Genomic DNA, 18,061 nt, shown 5'->3' with positions numbered 1-18,061 from the left:
GGCCACACGCCGGGTCACCACCATGCCCACCAGCAGAAAGACCACTAACGGCACACCACCAACCAAGATCAATCACTCATGAAAGACCGAGGCTAGACCCAAGCCGCCACGGATTACGGCGTTCGTAAGTACCGAAGTGATCGGGACGCGAGGGGACACGAACTCCTCGATCGCATCTGGATCCGTGATTAGGGCCCGCGCCTCCTTCGCAGCCATCACCAAGCGTTCATGAGCGGTTGAATCCCGTTCGGACCCGGAGTCATCCAGCGTGAGCATAATCGGGTGGCTAGGTGCGATGACTTTGAGGTCGGCTGCTAGCCATTCTGGGTTCGGATTAGTACGCAGGAAGACCAGCCTCTCCCGCTTCTCATCCGGCCAGGTTAGCACTAGGTCAGGCGCGAACGTGTGGTTGAAGTATTCGGTCTTCCTGACGCGGGCAGACGGATCGCCGGATCGCAGAAAGTTGCTGACGCTGGTTTTCAAGGAGTCGATACGTCGATCCGGCGTGTCGAAATCAAGCGCATGACGCAGTGCCTCGCTGAATTCGCCGCTCATTGGGACTCCTCCCCGATGCCCATGAACGCCATAACCCGCTGGTAGTGATCGCTCGTGATTACTAAACCTTCTTGCTCATCACAAAGTGTCAGCAGCCACAGGCGATTGGTCAACTCATATATGACTTGCGCGTCTAGTTTTTCTTGTGCTTCCTCCGCCGATTCCGTCCCGAATACCCGAAAAACGTTGTCAGCGTGAAGAAGATGCTTTTTAATGGACTCTGCACTCCGATGTTTATGCCAGCTTTGCGCTTGAAAGGGCGCCCAAGATAACCATAGGAGGTTATCGCACCGGTCTGGCTTCTCTTGGAAGGCTACGTAACATTCGGCGATGAATTTCCGGTACTCCGTGGCCGAGTCCATCTCGTAGCGATACGCTTTGACCTCCGCCATGAATGACATGTCATGCAGAGTGCCGCCACGCAACTTGCCCCCCAAGTCAAAGCTGAAGCCTTGACCACCGTAGGGCCACTGAAAATGCAGCAGGTCCTTAAACACCTTGTCAGTGTTTGTGTATATCGACGCAACACGGGTCGAGTAGTTCAGCCATCGCTTAGCTCGATCTACGCCAATGCTGCCGGTCTGCTGTCGTAGCTCGCCCGCCACCATCACAGGATGGTATGTCAGCGCACACGGAAAGCAACAGGACCGAAGATGCACCTAGAGCCCGCCGGCCGGCTGACGACAACGCCTGTTTGGCTCTCGGTGGCCCCACTGCGGAGCCGTGAGCAGGGCGGGGCACGCCCCAGGCCCATGGCGGCGTGGGGCAGATAGGGAGCACAAGACACCGTCAAACGTCGTCCTCCAGCCACAACGATGGCAGCCGGAGACGCCGTGCAAGCAGGCACCAACCAGCAGTCCAGACCCGACTACCAACGTGACCGAGGCGGCGGTGGCCCGACCGGGAGCCAGGATGAGCCTCTTAACCCCGCTGCTCCGGCCCTGAACCTCGGGCAGTCGCTGGGCCGTCTGGGCCGTTCCTGGGTCGTCAGATGCTGACTAACGATGACCGGTGACGACCAGCGACACCAGACGAAATGCCAGGTCAAGCGCCGGGTGGGGCGCCCGACCAGGTGGGCGACGGACGAGTCGACCTGTACGCCGGATTCTGCCACGTACACGGCCTCTGAACAGCAACGGAATCCGCCAGCGGCAGCGTCAGGGCGTCGCCAGGGCGTCACGCCTGCTCCTCACCATCGTCCGGGAGGTTGTCGACCTCCGGAGCCGGGGCGAACAGATCATCGATCGCGTGCCGGGTGCGCTCCTCGCTGGCCGGCATCAGGTGGGTGTAGACCCGCAGTGTGAAACCGGGGTCGGAGTGCCCAAGGTAGGTAGCCAGAGCCTTGATGCTCTCCCCCGCGTCCAACAGGGCTGATGCGTAGAAGTGTCGGAGCGCGTGCATGCCGGTCGACCTCGACGGAGCCAACCCGGCCGCGATGAGCGCCGGACGCCAGTTCTTCTCGTCGAACGTGTTCCGCTTGATGACGTTCCGGCGGGTGGTCGTGAGCGCCAGGCGGAGAGTGACCTTTTCGTCGCTGGCCGGGTCCTCCCACGGAAGGGTTACCTCGACCGGAGGGAAGGCGTCGAAGTGAGCGCGCAGGACTGTGGCGACGCTGGCAGGTAGCGGGATCCGGCGGTCGCGGTCGTTCTTGGGTAGCCCGAGCACCAGCCGGTACCGGACGATCTTCACTTGCCGAACGACGTGGATCCAGCCGCCATCGAAGTCGACATCGTCGGGCGAGAGTCCGAAGATCTCTCCCTGGCGCATGCCACACCCGGCGCCCAGGTCAACCGAGGGGCGGTATCGCTCGGCGAGGCCCTGCCGGATTGCCGAAACAGTGTCGAGCTTCCACGGCACCACCCGACGCACAACCGGCCTTGGTGGGGTCACCGACTTTGCCGAGCAGGGATTCTTGGCGATGCGCTCGTCATCGACGGCCGCGCCGAGGATCGTACGGAGATGCGCGAAGACCACGGCACGAGTGGCCGGGGCGAGCACGCCGACCATGCTCCGGTCCCACTCGCGCACATGCCCCGGCTTGATCGCTGCCAACTGCCGATCACCGAAGAACGGCAGCAGGTGCTTCCGGACCCGGAACTCTGTCGTCTCGCGGGTCGACTCATCGAACGAGCGAGTCCGTAGCCACTCTTCGGCGTACACACGAAAGGTCAGGCGTCCGGCGGTCGGGTCGATGTAGGAGCCGCGTAGCTTGTCCGTCTCCGTCGAGACCAGGAAGGCTTCGGCATCACGCTTGGCGCGGTCAGGGAACGACTTCTTGTGCTCCCTGCCATCCGGCCCGACGTAGCGGACTCGATATCGCAGGCCCTTGCCGAACAACTCGGTCTTGACCCGTTCCCGTCGCCCGTCCGGGTGCCGCATGACCTTGTACCAGCGGTCCTCGATGTGTGCCATCAGGCCGCCACCTGCTTCTTGACCCAGGACCGTACGTCCGCCGGGTCGTAACGCAGGTGTCGACCGACCCGCGCGGCTGGAGGCCCGTATCGGACCTTGCGCCAGCGGTACAGCGTCTCAACAGGTATCCGCAGGTAGGCGGACACGTCCTCTACCGACCACAGCTCGTTGTTCCCGTTCATGGTGCGCCCCTCCCCCGTCACGCCGTCGCCAAGATCGGTGTAGCGCTGGTCGACTCCTGGGCCGCTCGGTCCTTGGCCGCGAGGAGTTCGGAGCGCCACCGGGCGCGTTCGGAGATGGAGCGCATGAGCCGGTGGGCGAGGGGTGTCACGTCGGGGTCGTGTGGTCGGGCGAGTTCCCAGGCGTGCCGGACCCGTTCGACGGTGGCGCCCTGGGCGTGCTCGACCCCGGCGAGATCGGTGGTGACTCCGAGAAGCGCCTTGACCCAGGCGCGAGCGTCGTACTTGTGGTCAGCGAGGGTCTTGCCGGACCAGTCGCGGGAGACGAGGATGCGCCGGCCGCCGATGCCGAGGGTTTCCCGTTGGTGGACCTTGCCTTTGCAGCGGCCGGGCTTGAGCTTGGCGTGTGCCTTCTTCGGCTGGATGCCGTAGAGGAGCCAGTTGGGGCACCGGTCGGTGCAGGGTGTGATCTGGAGTTGGTGCCAGAGCCGGTCGAGGTGGCGTTGCTGCCGGTCGGTGGTGATCTTGTGGCAGTCGCCGGTGGCTTTGGTGATGTATTTCGTGACGTACCGGATGGTGCGTTCGGCATCCTGCGTGCCGGGCATGACGCCGCGTGCGTCGACCTGGGAGCCGAACCGGACGACGTGTACGGGTTCGGCTTCTTCATCCTGGTCGAGTGCGTCGAGGGCTTCGGTCCAGGTGGCCAGTGGTTGCCGGGTGTCCGGGTCGACCCAGGCCGAGGCTTCTTCGTCCCAGATCGGGAGCCGGTTGCGGTGGTAGAGCTGTACGTCCACGCTCGGCCACCACACCTGGTGGTACGTCGCCGCTGCCACGGTGCGGAGGGTGTCGCGAGGAATGGTGCCCCGGATGGCGAAGTGTGCGTGGGGGGCGAGGCGTCGTTGCGGCTCGACGCAGCCGGCGTACTGGACGTTCCAGCCTTCGCAGCGTCGGAGGTTCTGCCAGAACCGGTCGAGGAGTCGGGGGAAGTGGACCGCGTCCCAGGCTGCTCGGCGGTAGTCGTACCGGTCGGGGTTGACGGGGGTGCCGTCGGAGAGGACCGGGCCGTAGGAGTCGAGGGTGAGGGTCAGCCACATCGACGGCTGGTAGGTGGTGCCGTCCGGTGCCTTGTAGGTCTTGCCGAGCGTGCGGGTTTCGACCTTGCGGCGGGGTAGGTCGGGTGCGTCCTGCCGCCGCCTGGTCGAGCGCTTGCGCCGGGGGCCGTTGTCGTCGTCGGCCTGGTCGTCACCGTCGACGTGGTGCGGTGGTCCGACTCGGCCGCGTAGTCCTTCCGCCGCGATGGCCTCTTCCACCTCTTGGATGGCTTCGTCGAGGTCGGCGACCTGGTCCCACTGGGACGAGCGGACGGCTTCGTCTCGGGCAAACTCGAAGTGCGCCCGCAGCACGATCAGGGCTTTCTGTTCCTCCGTCGCTGGTTCGGGTGGCGGTGAGGGTTCGTCGGATCGGTGCCAGCCTTCCCGGATCTGCGCCTGCCGCAGCCGTCGATTCTTCTTCGCGCACGGCGGGCACTTGTCCTCACGGATTGCCCCGCAGGGCAGGTCGATGACCTCGGTCAGTCCGCTGTCGAGGTCGGTTCGTCGCATGGGGAGTGGTCGGATGCAGACGCCGTACTCGGTGGCGATGTCCCGGAGTACGTCGATGGAGCGAGGGAGCGCCATCCTGGCCGCTCGCGATCCGGGGCGGGGAGGTTCGGGTGTGGCGGCCGGTTCGAGGCCGGGCAGGGTCGGGGCGGTCATCGGATCACCCCGACGACGTTGGGCCGGGCAGGATGGACCACGCCCAGCGGAGGCAGCACCGCCGAGGCAGCGGACCGTGCAGGTGGAGCGACGGGCGCGTACACGGCTGGTTCCCGTACCGGTTCCGGGTCGACCGCGACGCGTTCCGGTTCGGGTTCGTTGACGGCAGGCAGGCCCTCATCGTCGGCGATGACAGGAGCAGCGGGAGCGCTGGACAGGACGACCTTGACCAGGGCGAGGAAGGCGAGGGAGGGGACGGCGGCGACGACCCAGCCCCAGACGGTCGGTTCGGCTTCGGCGACCTGGGCGGCGAGGGAGAGCAGGGAGAAGGCGACGAGGAGGACGCCGACGAACCCGACCGGCCGACCGGTACGACGCCGGGAGCGGATTTCCAGGCCGAGGTAGATGGCCATGAGTTCGACGGCTACGGCGTTGGCCCAGCCGATCCAGTTGGGCTGGCCGTGGGCGACGGTCAGGTCATGTACGTGGGTGAAGGCGGCGGCCCCGGCCATGCCGCCGATGGCGAGCAGGATCAGCACCTTGACCGCGTTCTCTGCGCGTTGGCGGATCATCGGTCACCCCCGGTGGGACGGGTGCGGATGGTGATGTGGATGCGGATGCGTCGGCCGTTCATGTCCCGGCGCCGGAGGACCAGGTGAGCGATGCCCTGGAGTGCGGCGGCAGCCTGGTCGGGTGGGCCGACGAGCCAAATTCGTAGCGGCCGGCGCATCAGGTTGACCAGGTATGGGAGTCGGTTGAGGGGTGTCATGGCTGGTTACCTCCCGGCCGGTCGGATGGTGGTGTGGATGTGGTCGGGTGGGTCGCCGAGGGTTACGACGGCTTCGGAGAGGCAGCGCCAGAGGGTCCACGCTTCGTCGGCGGTGAGGTACATGCGTCGCCGGCCGCCGCCGACGGCGAGGTAGACGGGGTACGGGTCGGGCCGGTCGGGGTCGACGCGTACGGAGACGGCAGTGTCGGGGTCGGTGCCGTTCGGTGCGCGGAGTCGGTAGAAGCGCCGGGCGTTCGGGGTGGTGGTCACCGCGGCTCACCTCCCCGCTTGTCGGTGTCGCGGTTGAGGAGGTTCAGCAACGTGTCCGGGATCAGCGGCCCAGCCACCGGCCGCCGCGGCAACGGGACGCGGATGGGTTCGGTGGCGGTCTCCCGGCCGACCTGGGCGAGGATGTCCGCCGCATCGGCCGGGGCGGGGTACTCGCGCGCCATGTCCCGGATCTGCTCGTCGGTCAGGTAGGAGAAGCGGACCCGCATCGGTTCCGGGGTGCCGTCGAGGATGACGTAGCCGACACCCTTCGCCCAGCGCGGCATCTGGTCAGCGAGTGCTCCCCGGTCGCGTGCGCCGTCACCGAGGATCATGTCCACCTGGGATTCCTCGGTCAGGCCGAGCGCGATCCGGGTCGGGAACAGGTCCCGGAACGGCAGCACCTCTTTGCGTGGGTCCTGCAACGCGGCCACGACCAGGACACCGACGCCGGCACCCTGGGACAGGAGTATTCCCAGCGAGGCGGCGATGCGCTTACGCAGTTCCCCGTCTTGCAGGTACGCGGTCAAAGCGGCCATCTCGTCGATGACGACCACGACCAGGGGGTCAGCCACGGTCGGGGTGTGCACCCGGACGTTGCCCGCCAATCTGGTCTGCCGCTCCCGCATCACCGCTACGGCTTCGTCGAGCAGGTCCGCCATGGCCTCGAAGGACTTGCAGGCGAACCGGGCGAACATCGGCCGCCCCAACGCGAACTCCATCCCGCCCTTCGGGTCGATCACCCACAGCCGAACCAGCCCCGAGGCGACCCCGCCAGCGAGGGAACGGACGAGGGACCAGAGCACCGAGCCCTTACCGCGCCGAGTTGCGCCGCCCACCAGGACGTGAGTGGCGAGCAGATGCAGGCACCAGGTACGCAGGTCTTCCCGCCGTGCCAGCGGGAGCGCGGTGAAGTCCGGCACCGCAGGTACGGGGAACGGCGGCACGATCGTCCGCAGCGCATCCGTACGCACCAGGACCAGGTAGACCACCGTCGGGCGGTCCCGGAACCGCATCCGGTCGACGAGCCGCAGCAGCCACGCCCAGCGGCCGGTACGGGTCGGGGCATCGTCGGGCCGTTCCGAGTACACCCGTGCGTACCGCCGGCCGAACGCGTACGCCAGGTTCGCGGTCACCCGTTGGAAGTCGGTCGGGGTCTGGCCGCGCACCATCCGGATCGTCAGCACGTCGAGTGCTTGGTCTGACCGCACCGACAGCAGTTCGGGTAGGACGGTCTGATGGTCGTACGTGCTGGCCAGCCCGCACAGCGTCATGGCTTCACGCCAGACCCGCCGGTAGACGAACGCCTGCCGGAACCGGCCGAGCAACGGCCCCGCCAACCAGGTCCACCAGGACGGTTCGTGCTTCCACCGCCAGACCGCCGAGCCCGCGCCGGCCAGGACCAGTGGCACCAGCAGACCGGACCAGCCGTAGTCGATGTAGACCGCGATGACGAAGCAGGTTGAGGTGGTGGCGATCGGGTGCCGCAGGCACCACCAGACAGCCTTGCCGGTCCAGCGGGCGAGCAGGCCGAGGATCACCGCCCAGACGGGCAGTTCGAACCGCTTCGGCCGGAACACCACGAAGTCCCCGCCCGTGGTCATCACCACCTGGCCCCGAGGCCGCCGCCCGATCATCGGCCACCCCGCAGGGACACGAACCGGCCCGAGGCATCCCGAACCGGAGGCAGCGGAAGGACAAGCTGGTCGACGCAGAGCGGGCAACGGCCATCCGTGCCGCCGTTGGTCGGGTCGTAATTTGCCTGGCACACGCCGCACCGCACCCGCTTTTGGGCAGGCTGGCGCCTACGCTTGGACACGTTGGAACCTCTCCTCAGAGATGGGGGAAGGGGAAGACAGAGGGCGGGGCTGCCGTCCGCCAAGACCAGACAGCCCCGCCCGTACCTGATGCGGCTACGCCGCCGCCCTGCTCGTCACGCCCGCCGGAGCGCGCATCCCGGTCGCCCGCAGCGAGTACGCCATCCGACCGTTGTTGGCCACGTACGGCGTGACCGTCATCCCGTCGAACTCCACCTGCTCGAAGTAGGCACCGGTCGGGGCCGCCGGCTGGTAGTCAGCCGAGATCTTCACCGTCGTCTCCCGCGACCGCTTCCCCAACTCCGGGTCCAGGTCCATCACCTTCACCTGCCACACCCGCTGGCCGGTCACCTTGTCCTTGGCCGGGGACCGCCGGCCAGTCTTCTCGTCGTAGTCCTCCACCTCGCCCATCGACTCGGGCACCAACGCGCACCCCGCCGGGAACACGTCCTCACACCGGACCGAGAATCTCGTTCCGCCCCTGAGAGCCATCTGCTCAGACCTCCACTATCTGCCTGGCTATCCTGACTAGCCAAGCGGTGTGGATCAAAGGTAGGTCGACTTGGCTAGCCATGTCAAGAGATAGATCGAAAACTTTCCTAGCTTGGCTAGTCAGCGGTATCGTCCGCGCATGAGTCTTGACCCCGACGACCCCCGGACACCGTCACAGCAGATCGCGGCAGCCCTGCGCGCCGAGATCAAGACCGGCAAGTTCGCCCCCGGCGAGAAGCTGCCCTCGCAGCACGACCTGGTCGAGCGGTTCAGCGTCGCCCGCGAAACGATCAAAGCCGCCCTCCGCAAGCTGCAAGAGGAACGGCTGATCGTCACCCGCCAGGGCAGCGGCACCTTCGTCCGCGCCAACACCGAACGCCCCGTCGGACTACGCCCCCACGTTGAACGCGCCTTCGAAGCCACCCACGTCACCATCGACTTCGCCGGCTTCTCCGGTGAAACCCTCTACAACGCGATCCAGGAAACCCTGGACAAGGTACGCATCGGACGGCTCACCCCGGAGTCGATCCAGCTCCGCATCCTCCTCTCCGACATGACCGCCCCGATGGCGATCCCCTGCCGCGCCGAGGACCAGGCCGACGACCCCGCCATCCGCGCCCGCGCCCAACGCATCACCGACCGGTCCATTCAGGCCGTCATCGACGCCGTCCAGGAACTCGCAGACCTCGGCCTGGTCAAGAGCGCATCAACCGAGGTACGCGTCCACAAGGCCGCCCCACTGTTCAAGCTGTTCGTCATCAACGAGGAAGAAGCCTTCTTCGGCTTCTACCCCGTCGTCGAACACACCGTCACCATCGACGGCAAGCCCCTCGCGATCTACGACGCCATGGGCAAGGACGCCATCCTCTTCCCGTTCACGCCCAGCGACGAGGACTCCTCCAACGACGCCCTCTACGTCGAGCAGGCCCGCGCCTGGTTCGACAGCATGTGGCGCACCATCGCCCGCGAGTACACATCGTGACCCGCACCAACCTGCGCACCATCGCCGACCGGAGCCGCTACGTACTGCTCGACTTCGACGGCCCCGTGTGCAGCATCTTCGCCAACTACCCCGCCCCCACCGTCGCGACCGAGCTGCGCCGCCTGCTCGTCGACCAGGGCGTGACCCTCCCCGAGCACATCCAGACCGAGGCCGACCCCTTGGCCGTGCTCCGGTTCACCGCCACCCTGAACCAACCGACCATCACCCGCCGCATCGACGACGCACTCCGAGCCGCAGAGGTCACCGCGGCTGCCACCGCCGAACCCACCCCGTACGCACGCGAAGTCATCGTCACCGCCCACCAAACCGGCCGACGCGTCGCCATCGTCTCCAACAACTCCGCCGAAGCCGTACGCGCCTACCTCACCGCCCGACGCCTCACCGACTACGTAGACCCGATCGTCGGTCGCGCCCATGGCCAGCCGGACCAGATGAAGCCCAACCCGGCACCGGTCCTCGCCGCCCTCCGCGAGCTGCACGCCGACCCTGAAAAGTGCGTCCTCGTTGGCGACTCCGAGAGCGATGTCGAAGCCGCCCAGGCCGCCCGGGTCACCGCCATCGGGTACGCCAACAAACGAGGCAAACGCACCCGCCTCGCCAAAGCCGAAGCCATCATCGGCAGCATGGCCGAACTCGCCACCGCCCTCGCTCGCGAAGAGCTGTAGGACAATATCCACACACGTGCGTCTCGTCCCATTTGACAATAATTGCCCGTTATGTCGGCCACGTCTGACGCGAATGCTACAGGGCTATACGTAGCACCGAGCCTGGTGATTAAACTACGTGGCCACAGTGGGCAGCGATGGAAATGAAGGGCCGGCATGGAGATTTCGGTGGACGATGCCGTTCGACTGATTTCGACGACATTGAGCAGCGAGGCGCATGTAGAGAACGAAGCATTCATCTTCGACGGCCGTCGCAATACTCTGGCACCGGTTCCGGTGACCGACATCGAACAAATTGTAAACGAATTGAGTCAGCACAAGGAAATCAATGAGGCATGTGTCGTCACGCCAGGCAGCTACGAGGTGCTTGTGCAGTTTGGGGGGAAATCCGCTTGGGGGCCGCGCCAGCCAGGAGAGGAATTTCGATTAGAAGATGCGCGCTCTGGGCTGGCTTATGAGCTTGGGCCAGCGAGTGCGCCGTTCACCATTCGCCTAATTTCCAAGATGCAAGAACGTATCGGCCCCCGCTGGCGGCGCGCTTTCTGGATGCCGATCCCAGGGAATCGACATCCGAGTGACCCACTCGACACCCTCATGATATTCAGGCGGGCATCGCGTGCCCGGACTTTGCGCGTTGTGTCGTCGACACCACGCAGCGAGGCTTCATGGAAGCCATTCGTTGATGCATTTTTCTTTCATGTTGGTTATAATCTCGATGTTGCGGTCATGCCACAACTTAGCCTCGATCACTTGTTTGAGTCTTCCAAAATCAGCAGGGTGAGGAGGTCGTCCGTCGACGAACTCGACGGCCCCAGGCGCCAGTACGTGGCCGACCTTGTGCATCACTATCAACTAGGGGTCTCGGCCGACAGTCCCATGCTGCAGTATCTGTCGTATTATCACGTTGCTGAACACTGGTTCGAAAACATATTCCAAGAAGATCTGACCGAGCAGATTCAAAATATCATCACCTCCCCTGGTTTCTCCTACCGGCGGAAACAAGATGTGCGACAACTGATTCGACGAATTAGCAAGGCCGTGCAATTGCGCGACGATGAGCTAGTCATCAATGAGCAGGCAGCACTCCGACTCACTCTGCGGAGATACGTCAATCTTGCGCAGCTCGTTGATGATCTCAACCATTTTGAACCGAAACTGGTACCGCGTTACGCCAATGAAGTAGTGGGTTTCTCGGCCGGCGATACAGTAGATCTGGCAGCGAGAAACACCGAGGAGGTGTTCGGGGCTCTCGGTCGACGAATTTACAAGACGCGGAATGCTTTGGTTCACAGCAAGGAAGGCGCCAAAGGACGCTTTATACCCTTCTCCCATGACGCCGAACTAGTGGCGGAAGTGCCGTTGATGCGCTTCATTGCCGAACAAGTGATTGTGGCGACCTCTAAGTTACTGCCTTAGCCCTCCCCCTTCCAATCTGAGCTATCCCGTGACAATGCACTCAGTCAACCAAGGGCATGCGGCCAGCGAGATAATCATCGATCTGTCGCCGCATTGTAGGGTGGATGTCCAGATCAGCCAGTTCACGAGGTCGAAACCAGCGAGCCTCGCTCGCCTCATCGTTTGGTGCCGGAGTACCTCCTACTGGACGACCCAGGAGTGTCACCTCGTACTCCTGACGCACCTCACCATCCGAATAAGCCACGATGTGGCCAGGGTCGGAATAGATGCCAAGAATGCCGGTCACTTCGACATCAACGCCGGTCTCCTCCCGAGTCTCCCGAACCGCGCACTCTGACGGGGTTTCGCCGATCTCCATCTTGCCCATGGGCAGCGCCCATTGGCCGGTGTCCCGCCGCCGCTGGAGCAGGATGGCGCCCTGGTCGTTGACCGCGAGGACGCCGCATGCCGGCACCAGCGTGTTCGCCTTCGGTGCGTTCGGGTCGTTCCAGTACTCGACTCGTCCCACGCTCAGACCTCCGTACCCAGCCATGGCATCGCGGTAGCCCACACCCGTTCGAAGCTGCTCACATAGTGATCGAACAGGCTGCCACCGTCGACTTTACGGAGATGGAAGGTCGGATTGGCGCTGGCAGCCTCGCCGTACGCGTGTGGGTTCGTCAGGATCTCGTCGTCGTACCGGAACAGGCTGTTGTAGAGCGTGGTCGGGTGTAGCCGGATTTCGCAGCCGTCCATCCCCGCGACTTCCCGGTAGTACGTCAGCGACGCCCGGATCTTCGCCGCGAGCGTGCCGCCCAAGCCCTCCTCCCGATCCCGAACGGTCACCGCGTCGCTGTTCGGGTCGCCGAAGCAGAGCCGGACCTGCACCCCGGCTGACAGACGATCAGCCAGCATCCGGGCGACCCGTGGCTGTATCTGTGCGAAGAAGGTCCCTGAGAAGACCAGCACGTCTACCCGTTCCTGCGCCTCCGAGAGCAGCCGTAGCCACGTCTCACGCGGAACCGATGCCCGGTCCGGAAAGACCTCGATCAACTCTGCCTGACTCGCCTCACCACGCTTGGCAGCGACGGAGGCAAGCACGTCAGGCCAAAGGTACGCCTCTTCCGCACCCAGCCGCCGCGCCGTCGCCCACCGATGCCGCCGATGCGGGACTCGCCCCAGGCTGATCCACCGCTCGACGGTCTTCGGGTCGACGCCACACTCACTCGCCAGGTCCTCAACCGCGACGCCCCGCCGCACCATCACCGTCCGCAGACGTTCATTCATATCTCTATTGGACGTTTGCCGGACGGGACGCTGCAAGGCCGTCACGGGACGTATCACCAAGGCCCTAGACGTTCACGAGGGGTCTACCAGGGCAGGCGCGACGTACGACCGGTCGCCGGTTGACTACCCAACGTCGTACGGGGACGGCCCTGGTCTCGTGCTCGCCGCAAGGGCCGCGAGGGCAGGTGCGTACGACAGCACCAGTCGGGGTGCGGGTGAGGTCCCCCGCCGACACCCGTACCCCGACCACCGCAATGAGTCCAAGGAGTCAAAACGTGACCGACGCACGCTACGCAAGTGGCCCGCCGCCAAGGAATGCGATCTCGCCAACCGCGACCCAGCGCCCACTACCGCTCATAGATCTCTCAGCAGAATCGCGATACGTCGTCCACATCCCCTTCAAGGCGCCCACGCTCGGGGGAGCCCTCGGAGTTGGCGAAAGGCTCGCGGACTTCCTCAGTTTCATTCCTGAATTCGACGCTATTGACACGGCCGTCAGTCTCGAAGACGATCAACTTAATCAACACGCCATCTTTTGTGGAAGCATTATTCCCAATCAGGGACGATGTCTCTATCTGTATGGCCACAGCGACCCCTGCAACCCCACCTAGGAGATTACCTTGGCCCGCCGCTCGATTCATTCATTCATTAGCCGATACAGGTGCTCGTATCTATGAGCGAAGCCAGCAGGCCCCGGCTCGTCAAAGTTACCGTCAACCTCAGTGGCGCCACCGACGCTGCCTTAACTCGGCTGGCAGTTGAGCAGGACAGCAGCCGGACCGACGCCATCAATCGTTCAATAAAACTGGCCGCCTTGTTGTATGAAATGGCGCCTAGCGGTCATTTCAAAATCATTTTGGCAGACGGCCCAGAGAAGGACATCTATTTATTGTGAAGTTTTCTGTGTGTGTCGCGCGAAGAGGTTGGGGAGATCGACAGGCGCCCTCTTCCGCGTGTAAACGAGCAGGATTTCAAATCACATGATGGGTCGCTCCGTCCTGACTGCGTTGTATCCCACCCAATAAGCGGGCATTTCCCATTTCGCTAGTCTTGCTTAAGGGTGGGTGAGATTCGTAGGCGTGCTCGGTGCAAACATGCTTTCCTATGCAGACATCTTCAAGGGAGTCCAGCATGATCCGATCAGGCTTGAGGGTGGCCCCCTCGGTGCTTGGGATCCGTCCCCCCGACGAACGGCCGTAGTGAACAGTAACGTTTTCGGGGCCTAGAACCTGCGTGAAACAATGGTTCATCAGCCCTTGTGCCAGATCATAAAAGGGCGAATCTTCAGGCTCCGTGTTGCCGTATACCGGCATTAGCTCTGAGTAGCGATCGTCCATTGCGAAGGTGGCGGATGCCAGATCCTTAAGCTGCACCGAAGGATTCGAGGAGGTGGGTCGATATGCCCACGAAATGGTGCCGTGGCCGAGTATACACAGTGCTCGCACTACGTTCTGACGTGGCAGCAGTTGGTTAATCCGGATGAAGTGCTCGACCGCTTTGTCTCTATCCAGTCCATCCCCAAGGTCTGCTGCAACGACCGCAGAGAATAGCGGATTCGACACCCAATGGGTGCAGGCGTTCCTGGTATCGTTTTCAACCAGTCGGTCAAAGGCCACGCGCGGTCGGAATAGGCGGTGGCATGTCACGAGCTTGCGCATCGCATCTTCGAGGCTCTTGCGGGTGAGGGATTGTTTAACCTCAAGGACGGCGTACGCCCCTTCTATGGGTAGGTAGACCTTGCGGGAATCCTTACTTGGACCGGCTTTCACCGCAGGAAACCACTCGTCGTTAAATATCACCACATCACAATCGCCTGCCGAGTAGCCCTTACTGTCGCTTAAGGATCCAGTCCTGACTGAGTACCGATTCGGTAGCAGTTCCCGCAATGCCTCGCGGATGATCTCCTCCACGATCCAGCCTGAATCGAAATTTTGTTCGTTGAAGCGCTTCTCGTAAGCTACTCGCCCAAGAATCTCCTGCTCAATTTGATGGCACCTGCTGAAAAAGGCCCTGTCGAGGCTTTCGGAAGGGTGAAGTTTCGGACGCCACCCTTCAACATCAGGAAGACCTGACGCGGGGCGTTGGATGCGGCGACGGCTCTTGCGTGCGGGCATAAAGGCAAGGTACCGGGAGGGAGCGACGTTGCCGATTTATTCTCTTCTGGATCAAGAGCCGCGCTGCGCGCGGCGCGCGGACGGTGGACCGCCCGGCGGCAAGCCGCCCCGGACGCCTACGGCGCCGGGGCGGTCAACCGCCGACATCCGCCGGTTGGCCGCCCGCGCTTGGGTCTGCCTTCTTGCGGCCGGGCGGAAGCCGACGGGGTCGCTGCACGACGGTGTTGGGGCTTCCGGCTGCCGCGCCAGTCCAACCCCGGGACTGGCTTGCCATCGGACGACTCGCCTGACGAGGACAGCTACTCGGGCCGCTTCAACAGTCCGTCGACCAACTCCACGCCCGCGGCGGGAAGGCGATAGCGGTACCGAGTGACCTCCAGGTCCTGATCCTGCGGGGTCCAGGCGTCCCATCGCCGTACGCGTCCGCCGCGGGTTTCGATCTCGCCGTTCGGTTGTCGAGACCACTCGATCTGGTCGACGACGACAAGGTGGGTGACAGCGTCGTGCGCGTGATCCACCTCGTTGCGGGTCAGCTCGACGGTGTCAGCGGTGCCGGACGAGCCCTTGACCTCAATGTGGATTTCCTCGGTCCCCTTGACGGCGTGCAGATCGTAGGACCGGGTCGTACCGACGTCGCTGACGTCGTAGTCCTCGTAGAGACTCGCCGCCCGCTCTACCGCATGCCGTTCCAAGGCCCGCTTCAAGATGGGGTCAGCGATGTACCCCGAGCCGCGGGGACGAGCCGTCCGCGTTCGGTTGCTGGGCAGCCGCGGCAACGGAACCGCTGGTCGGCGGGGACCCAAACGCGGGATGCCCGCTAGTTCCGGTACGGCGTCGAGGATAGCCGCGGGGAACTTGACCAGGTACGCCTGCATCACTCGGACAGGGCGACTCGTATAGAAGGCGAAGGGGAAGTACAACGGACCCGGGTGCTGCTCGTCGAGCTTTTGCTTGATGTCTCTCAGCGCCGCTTCCGCATCCTGGAAGGCCACCTGGTCCACAGGCGTCGGCAGTGGGGTGTAACCGGTCAGCTCGTACCGCCAGGATGGCTGCGGATGCTCGACGGCCGGCCGGCTCTGGCCGTAGGTCCCCCGTGCCTGCCAGACCAGCTCATCATCGAACGGTCCCTCGGCCGCGCGGGAGTAGCCGACGATGCCGGGCACCTGGCGCTGTGTCTTGTGCCAGTGCAGGACGATGTCCCCCGGCCTCAGCGCTTTGACGAGCGCGTACGACCAGTTTTCCCGACCGCTGCCGTCACGCTGGAGAGCCTGCACGTTTGCGCCGAGGTCGTCCCGGTCGGTGATCTCCATCCAGTAACACTCGCTCGGATCGTCACGCCACCACTCGTTGATCTGCACCGTGCCCGGTTCGCCGGTCTGCCGTGGGGCCGGCAGGGGCGCTGGCGGGTCGTCCGCGGCCGGCTGCACGGCTTCCGGGGAAGCAGCGAGGCTCTGGGCTAAGCGGACGGCGTCGGTCGGGCCGTAACCAGGAACATGCACGCGGAGCCGAAGGCGCTTCCGGTTGTTGCCCGCCTTGCGTGCGTCCGGCGCCTGCCCGATGCGCCCCTGCCTGCTGGTGAGCTGAAGCCGGAACCCGCCGATGTCGTCGATGGACGCCATCTGGACCGGATGGTCGAGGACCGTACGGTCGGACTCGGAAAGTCGCTCGGTCAACCGCGAGTCGACCAGGGCCGTCGTCAGCACCGCACCGAGCACCCGCAACCTCGCGAGGATCAGCTCCAAGGCGGGCGTGTAGTCGGAGTTGCGGGCCGGGCCGGAGGAGGTGAGGCCACCCGCGCTCTCAAGGATCACCGCAATCCCCTGGCCGTCCGGCTCCACGGAGAACTCCGCGTTCAACACGCGCCCGCTGTCATCGGTCATCCGCACGCCGTACAGAGTGCCATGAACGCACGACATGGCCGCGTGCCTGAGCTAGGGCGTCTCCAGGGCGTCAGGGCGTTTCCAGGGCGTCAAACGCCGGCCAATGTTGACCAAGAACGACCATCGACGCCCGGACATAGAGCCAGTTCAGAGCCTTGATCAGGACTGCGACCAGGAGGGCGACGGACGAGTCGACCTGTACGCCGGATTCTGTGCCCGGCGGCACCGTTGCCGGTGTCGCCGGCGGCGGCCATCCATCTCGGCCTGCCGTTGCCGGCAGGCTCCAGCGGCCTACCCGCAGACATCGGGCGGGCAGCCCTCAAGCGTCTGCGCGGGCCGTCACCTCGCGGTGATGGCCCTGTCTTGGCCTTGCTCCGGGCGGGGTTTACCTAGCCACCCCGGTCACCCGGGGTGCTGGTGGGCTCTTACCCCACCGTTTCACCCTTACCTGGCGTCACTACCGCGCTTGTCAGCTCGGCAGACTCTGCCCGGCGGTTTGTTTTCTGTGGCACTGTCCCGCGGGTCGCCCCGGGTTGCCGTTAACAACCACCCTGCCCTGTGGAGTCCGGACGTTCCTCGGCGACGGGTTCGACCCCGTCGACGCGACCGCCCGGTCAACTCGTCCGTCGCGCCGGCAAGTCTACTTGTCGACGGCGTCACGGAGCCGCCGGGAGTGACGCTGCCCGTACCTGACCGGTCGTTACTCTCGGCAGCGATGGACTTCCTCGACGCGGGCCTGCTGCTCGCCGCTGGGCTCGCCGCGGGCACCATCAACGCGGTCGCCGGTGGCGGGTCGCTGATCACTTTCCCGGCGCTGATCGCGGTCGGACTGCCGCCGATCCAGGCTAACGTGACCAATTCCGTGTCAGTTTGTCCGGGTTATCTGGCTGCGGTTGCCGGCAGCAAGGACGACCTGCCCGATTATCGGCGCCTGGTGCCACTGCTCCCCACCGCCGCGCTGGGTGCCGCCGCCGGGGGCGCGCTGCTGCTGAACACCTCCGAGGGCGCATTCAAGATCGTCATCCCGATCCTGGTGCTCGGCGCGACGGCCGTACTCGCGTTTCAGGATCGGCTGCGTCGCCTGGTCGGGCATCCGGCGGACCTGGGGCCGCGCCGCCGTACGCTCACCCTCCAGGGCATGGTCGCGCTCGGTTCGGTGTACGGGGGTTACTTCGGTGCCGCCCTCGGCGTGATGCTGGTGGCCGGTCTCGCCCTGGTGCTGGACGAGACCCTGGCCCGGGTCAGCGCCCTGAAGAACGTGATCTCGGCGGTGGTCGGGCTGACCACGGTGGCGATCTTCTCCGCGTTCGGGCCGGTCGACTGGGCAGCCGTCGCCATCGTCGCGCCCGCCACCCTGGTCGGCGGTTACCTCGGCGCGCGGGTCGCCCGCCGGTTGCCGCCGGCCGTGCTCAAGGGCTTGATCGTGGCCTTCGGTACGACCATCGGCCTGCTCCTGATCTAGCCATGGAGAG

The 18,061-nt window shown here is 64.7% G+C and carries 20 protein-coding genes and 1 other RNA gene; 6 read left to right on the top strand and 15 right to left on the bottom strand.

Annotated elements, in window-relative coordinates:
* Nucleotides 1-72: 72 nt before the first annotated feature.
* The 10 genes from ACWEFB_RS06315 to ACWEFB_RS06270 all read right to left on the bottom strand — a co-directional run bounded on the left by ACWEFB_RS06315 (nucleotide 73) and on the right by ACWEFB_RS06270 (nucleotide 8,245).
* Entirely contained in the window at nucleotides 73-555 is a 483-nt protein-coding gene (locus tag ACWEFB_RS06315; RefSeq protein WP_452282759.1) for a hypothetical protein, read from the bottom strand.
* Nucleotides 552-1,163 carry a hypothetical protein gene (locus tag ACWEFB_RS06310; RefSeq protein ID WP_452282757.1) on the bottom strand — a complete coding sequence of 204 codons (612 nt, stop codon included), beginning with the start codon at nucleotides 1,161-1,163 and terminating at the stop codon, nucleotides 552-554. The genes ACWEFB_RS06315 and ACWEFB_RS06310 overlap by 4 nt, the downstream gene beginning before the upstream one ends.
* 568 nt (nucleotides 1,164-1,731) lie before the next feature.
* Nucleotides 1,732-2,967 carry a tyrosine-type recombinase/integrase gene (locus ACWEFB_RS06305; RefSeq protein ID WP_452282755.1) on the bottom strand — a complete coding sequence of 412 codons (1,236 nt, stop codon included), beginning with the start codon at nucleotides 2,965-2,967 and terminating at the stop codon, nucleotides 1,732-1,734.
* Entirely contained in the window at nucleotides 2,967-3,149 is a 183-nt protein-coding gene (locus ACWEFB_RS06300; protein WP_452282753.1) for a helix-turn-helix domain-containing protein, read from the bottom strand. The genes ACWEFB_RS06305 and ACWEFB_RS06300 overlap by 1 nt, the downstream gene beginning before the upstream one ends.
* A 17-nt stretch (nucleotides 3,150-3,166) precedes the next feature.
* The gene (locus tag ACWEFB_RS06295) at nucleotides 3,167-4,900 is read right to left on the bottom strand and encodes a replication initiator (protein ID WP_452282751.1); all 1,734 of its coding nucleotides are present in this window, start codon (nucleotides 4,898-4,900) and stop codon (nucleotides 3,167-3,169) included.
* On the bottom strand, nucleotides 4,897-5,472 hold the full coding sequence (locus tag ACWEFB_RS06290; RefSeq protein ID WP_452282749.1) for a DUF2637 domain-containing protein: 576 nt from the start codon (nucleotides 5,470-5,472) through the stop codon (nucleotides 4,897-4,899). The genes ACWEFB_RS06295 and ACWEFB_RS06290 overlap by 4 nt, the downstream gene beginning before the upstream one ends.
* Nucleotides 5,469-5,669 carry a hypothetical protein gene (locus tag ACWEFB_RS06285; protein ID WP_452282747.1) on the bottom strand — a complete coding sequence of 67 codons (201 nt, stop codon included), beginning with the start codon at nucleotides 5,667-5,669 and terminating at the stop codon, nucleotides 5,469-5,471. Before ACWEFB_RS06285 ends, ACWEFB_RS06290 begins: the two co-directional genes overlap by 4 nt.
* 6 nt (nucleotides 5,670-5,675) lie before the next feature.
* On the bottom strand, nucleotides 5,676-5,939 hold the full coding sequence (locus tag ACWEFB_RS06280; protein WP_452282745.1) for a hypothetical protein: 264 nt from the start codon (nucleotides 5,937-5,939) through the stop codon (nucleotides 5,676-5,678).
* Nucleotides 5,936-7,540 carry an FtsK/SpoIIIE domain-containing protein gene (locus ACWEFB_RS06275; protein ID WP_452282743.1) on the bottom strand — a complete coding sequence of 535 codons (1,605 nt, stop codon included), beginning with the start codon at nucleotides 7,538-7,540 and terminating at the stop codon, nucleotides 5,936-5,938. Before ACWEFB_RS06275 ends, ACWEFB_RS06280 begins: the two co-directional genes overlap by 4 nt.
* Nucleotides 7,541-7,849: 309 nt before the next feature.
* Entirely contained in the window at nucleotides 7,850-8,245 is a 396-nt protein-coding gene (locus ACWEFB_RS06270) for a transcriptional regulator (RefSeq protein ID WP_452282741.1), read from the bottom strand.
* Between the two features lie 139 nt (nucleotides 8,246-8,384).
* Between ACWEFB_RS06270 and ACWEFB_RS06265 the strand changes: the two genes are divergently transcribed.
* The 3 genes from ACWEFB_RS06265 (at nucleotide 8,385) to ACWEFB_RS06255 (ending at nucleotide 11,329) form a co-directional block, all read left to right on the top strand.
* The gene (locus ACWEFB_RS06265; RefSeq protein ID WP_452282739.1) at nucleotides 8,385-9,227 is read left to right on the top strand and encodes a GntR family transcriptional regulator; all 843 of its coding nucleotides are present in this window, start codon (nucleotides 8,385-8,387) and stop codon (nucleotides 9,225-9,227) included.
* The gene (locus ACWEFB_RS06260) at nucleotides 9,224-9,913 is read left to right on the top strand and encodes an HAD family hydrolase (RefSeq protein WP_452282737.1); all 690 of its coding nucleotides are present in this window, start codon (nucleotides 9,224-9,226) and stop codon (nucleotides 9,911-9,913) included. The genes ACWEFB_RS06265 and ACWEFB_RS06260 overlap by 4 nt, the downstream gene beginning before the upstream one ends.
* 156 nt (nucleotides 9,914-10,069) lie before the next feature.
* Nucleotides 10,070-11,329 carry a hypothetical protein gene (locus tag ACWEFB_RS06255; RefSeq protein ID WP_452282735.1) on the top strand — a complete coding sequence of 420 codons (1,260 nt, stop codon included), beginning with the start codon at nucleotides 10,070-10,072 and terminating at the stop codon, nucleotides 11,327-11,329.
* A 40-nt stretch (nucleotides 11,330-11,369) separates the two neighbouring features.
* On the opposite strand, the gene ACWEFB_RS06250 is transcribed toward ACWEFB_RS06255, so the two are convergent.
* Nucleotides 11,370-11,837: an NUDIX hydrolase gene (locus tag ACWEFB_RS06250; protein ID WP_452282733.1), complete on the bottom strand. Its 468-nt coding sequence runs from the start codon at nucleotides 11,835-11,837 to the stop codon at nucleotides 11,370-11,372.
* Nucleotides 11,838-11,839: 2 nt separating this feature from the next.
* On the bottom strand, nucleotides 11,840-12,595 hold the full coding sequence (locus ACWEFB_RS06245) for an XRE family transcriptional regulator (RefSeq protein ID WP_452282731.1): 756 nt from the start codon (nucleotides 12,593-12,595) through the stop codon (nucleotides 11,840-11,842).
* A 275-nt stretch (nucleotides 12,596-12,870) separates the two neighbouring features.
* Between ACWEFB_RS06245 and ACWEFB_RS06240 the strand changes: the two genes are divergently transcribed.
* Together ACWEFB_RS06240 and ACWEFB_RS06235 are read left to right on the top strand one after the other, a co-directional pair.
* The gene (locus ACWEFB_RS06240; RefSeq protein ID WP_452282729.1) at nucleotides 12,871-13,206 is read left to right on the top strand and encodes a hypothetical protein; all 336 of its coding nucleotides are present in this window, start codon (nucleotides 12,871-12,873) and stop codon (nucleotides 13,204-13,206) included.
* Between the two features lie 62 nt (nucleotides 13,207-13,268).
* Nucleotides 13,269-13,490 carry a hypothetical protein gene (locus ACWEFB_RS06235; RefSeq protein ID WP_452282727.1) on the top strand — a complete coding sequence of 74 codons (222 nt, stop codon included), beginning with the start codon at nucleotides 13,269-13,271 and terminating at the stop codon, nucleotides 13,488-13,490.
* A 76-nt stretch (nucleotides 13,491-13,566) separates the two neighbouring features.
* Here ACWEFB_RS06235 and ACWEFB_RS06230 read toward each other — a convergent pair whose 3' ends face one another.
* From ACWEFB_RS06230 to rnpB, 3 genes are all read right to left on the bottom strand, one after another.
* Nucleotides 13,567-14,709 carry a DUF6602 domain-containing protein gene (locus tag ACWEFB_RS06230; RefSeq protein ID WP_452282725.1) on the bottom strand — a complete coding sequence of 381 codons (1,143 nt, stop codon included), beginning with the start codon at nucleotides 14,707-14,709 and terminating at the stop codon, nucleotides 13,567-13,569.
* Nucleotides 14,710-15,008: 299 nt separating this feature from the next.
* Nucleotides 15,009-16,589 (bottom strand): protein NO VEIN domain-containing protein, encoded by a 1,581-nt coding sequence (locus ACWEFB_RS06225; RefSeq protein ID WP_452282723.1) that lies wholly within the window; start codon nucleotides 16,587-16,589, stop codon nucleotides 15,009-15,011.
* A 183-nt stretch (nucleotides 16,590-16,772) separates the two neighbouring features.
* Nucleotides 16,773-17,211, bottom strand: an RNA gene (rnpB, locus tag ACWEFB_RS06220) — RNase P RNA component class A.
* Nucleotides 17,212-17,304: 93 nt separating this feature from the next.
* Here rnpB and ACWEFB_RS06215 point away from each other — a divergent pair.
* A complete protein-coding gene (locus tag ACWEFB_RS06215) occupies nucleotides 17,305-18,051 on the top strand; it encodes a sulfite exporter TauE/SafE family protein (RefSeq protein ID WP_452282721.1) in 747 nt (248 codons plus the stop codon).
* The last annotated feature ends 10 nt before the right edge of the window (nucleotides 18,052-18,061 follow it).

The sequence above is a fragment of the Micromonospora sp. NPDC004704 genome, from assembly GCF_053601675.1.
The sequence above is the reverse complement of the archived record's forward strand: the minus strand, read 5'-3'. Positions and strand labels throughout refer to the sequence as shown.

Excerpts from the sequence above, each read along its gene's own strand:
- ACWEFB_RS06315 (WP_452282759.1), bottom strand. The coding sequence starts at position 555 with ATGAGCGGCGAATTCAGCGAGGCACTGCGTCATGCGCTTGATTTCGAC.
- ACWEFB_RS06310 (WP_452282757.1), bottom strand. The coding sequence starts at position 1,163 with ATGGTGGCGGGCGAGCTACGACAGCAGACCGGCAGCATTGGCGTAGAT.
- ACWEFB_RS06305 (WP_452282755.1), bottom strand. The coding sequence starts at position 2,967 with ATGGCACACATCGAGGACCGCTGGTACAAGGTCATGCGGCACCCGGAC.
- ACWEFB_RS06300 (WP_452282753.1), bottom strand. The coding sequence starts at position 3,149 with ATGAACGGGAACAACGAGCTGTGGTCGGTAGAGGACGTGTCCGCCTAC.
- ACWEFB_RS06295 (WP_452282751.1), bottom strand. The coding sequence starts at position 4,900 with ATGACCGCCCCGACCCTGCCCGGCCTCGAACCGGCCGCCACACCCGAA.
- ACWEFB_RS06290 (WP_452282749.1), bottom strand. The coding sequence starts at position 5,472 with ATGATCCGCCAACGCGCAGAGAACGCGGTCAAGGTGCTGATCCTGCTC.
- ACWEFB_RS06285 (WP_452282747.1), bottom strand. The coding sequence starts at position 5,669 with ATGACACCCCTCAACCGACTCCCATACCTGGTCAACCTGATGCGCCGG.
- ACWEFB_RS06275 (WP_452282743.1), bottom strand. The coding sequence starts at position 7,540 with ATGACCACGGGCGGGGACTTCGTGGTGTTCCGGCCGAAGCGGTTCGAA.
- ACWEFB_RS06270 (WP_452282741.1), bottom strand. The coding sequence starts at position 8,245 with ATGGCTCTCAGGGGCGGAACGAGATTCTCGGTCCGGTGTGAGGACGTG.
- ACWEFB_RS06265 (WP_452282739.1), top strand. The coding sequence starts at position 8,385 with ATGAGTCTTGACCCCGACGACCCCCGGACACCGTCACAGCAGATCGCG.
- ACWEFB_RS06255 (WP_452282735.1), top strand. The coding sequence starts at position 10,070 with ATGGAGATTTCGGTGGACGATGCCGTTCGACTGATTTCGACGACATTG.
- ACWEFB_RS06245 (WP_452282731.1), bottom strand. The coding sequence starts at position 12,595 with ATGAATGAACGTCTGCGGACGGTGATGGTGCGGCGGGGCGTCGCGGTT.
- ACWEFB_RS06235 (WP_452282727.1), top strand. The coding sequence starts at position 13,269 with ATGAGCGAAGCCAGCAGGCCCCGGCTCGTCAAAGTTACCGTCAACCTC.
- ACWEFB_RS06230 (WP_452282725.1), bottom strand. The coding sequence starts at position 14,709 with ATGCCCGCACGCAAGAGCCGTCGCCGCATCCAACGCCCCGCGTCAGGT.
- ACWEFB_RS06225 (WP_452282723.1), bottom strand. The coding sequence starts at position 16,589 with ATGACCGATGACAGCGGGCGCGTGTTGAACGCGGAGTTCTCCGTGGAG.
- ACWEFB_RS06215 (WP_452282721.1), top strand. The coding sequence starts at position 17,305 with ATGGACTTCCTCGACGCGGGCCTGCTGCTCGCCGCTGGGCTCGCCGCG.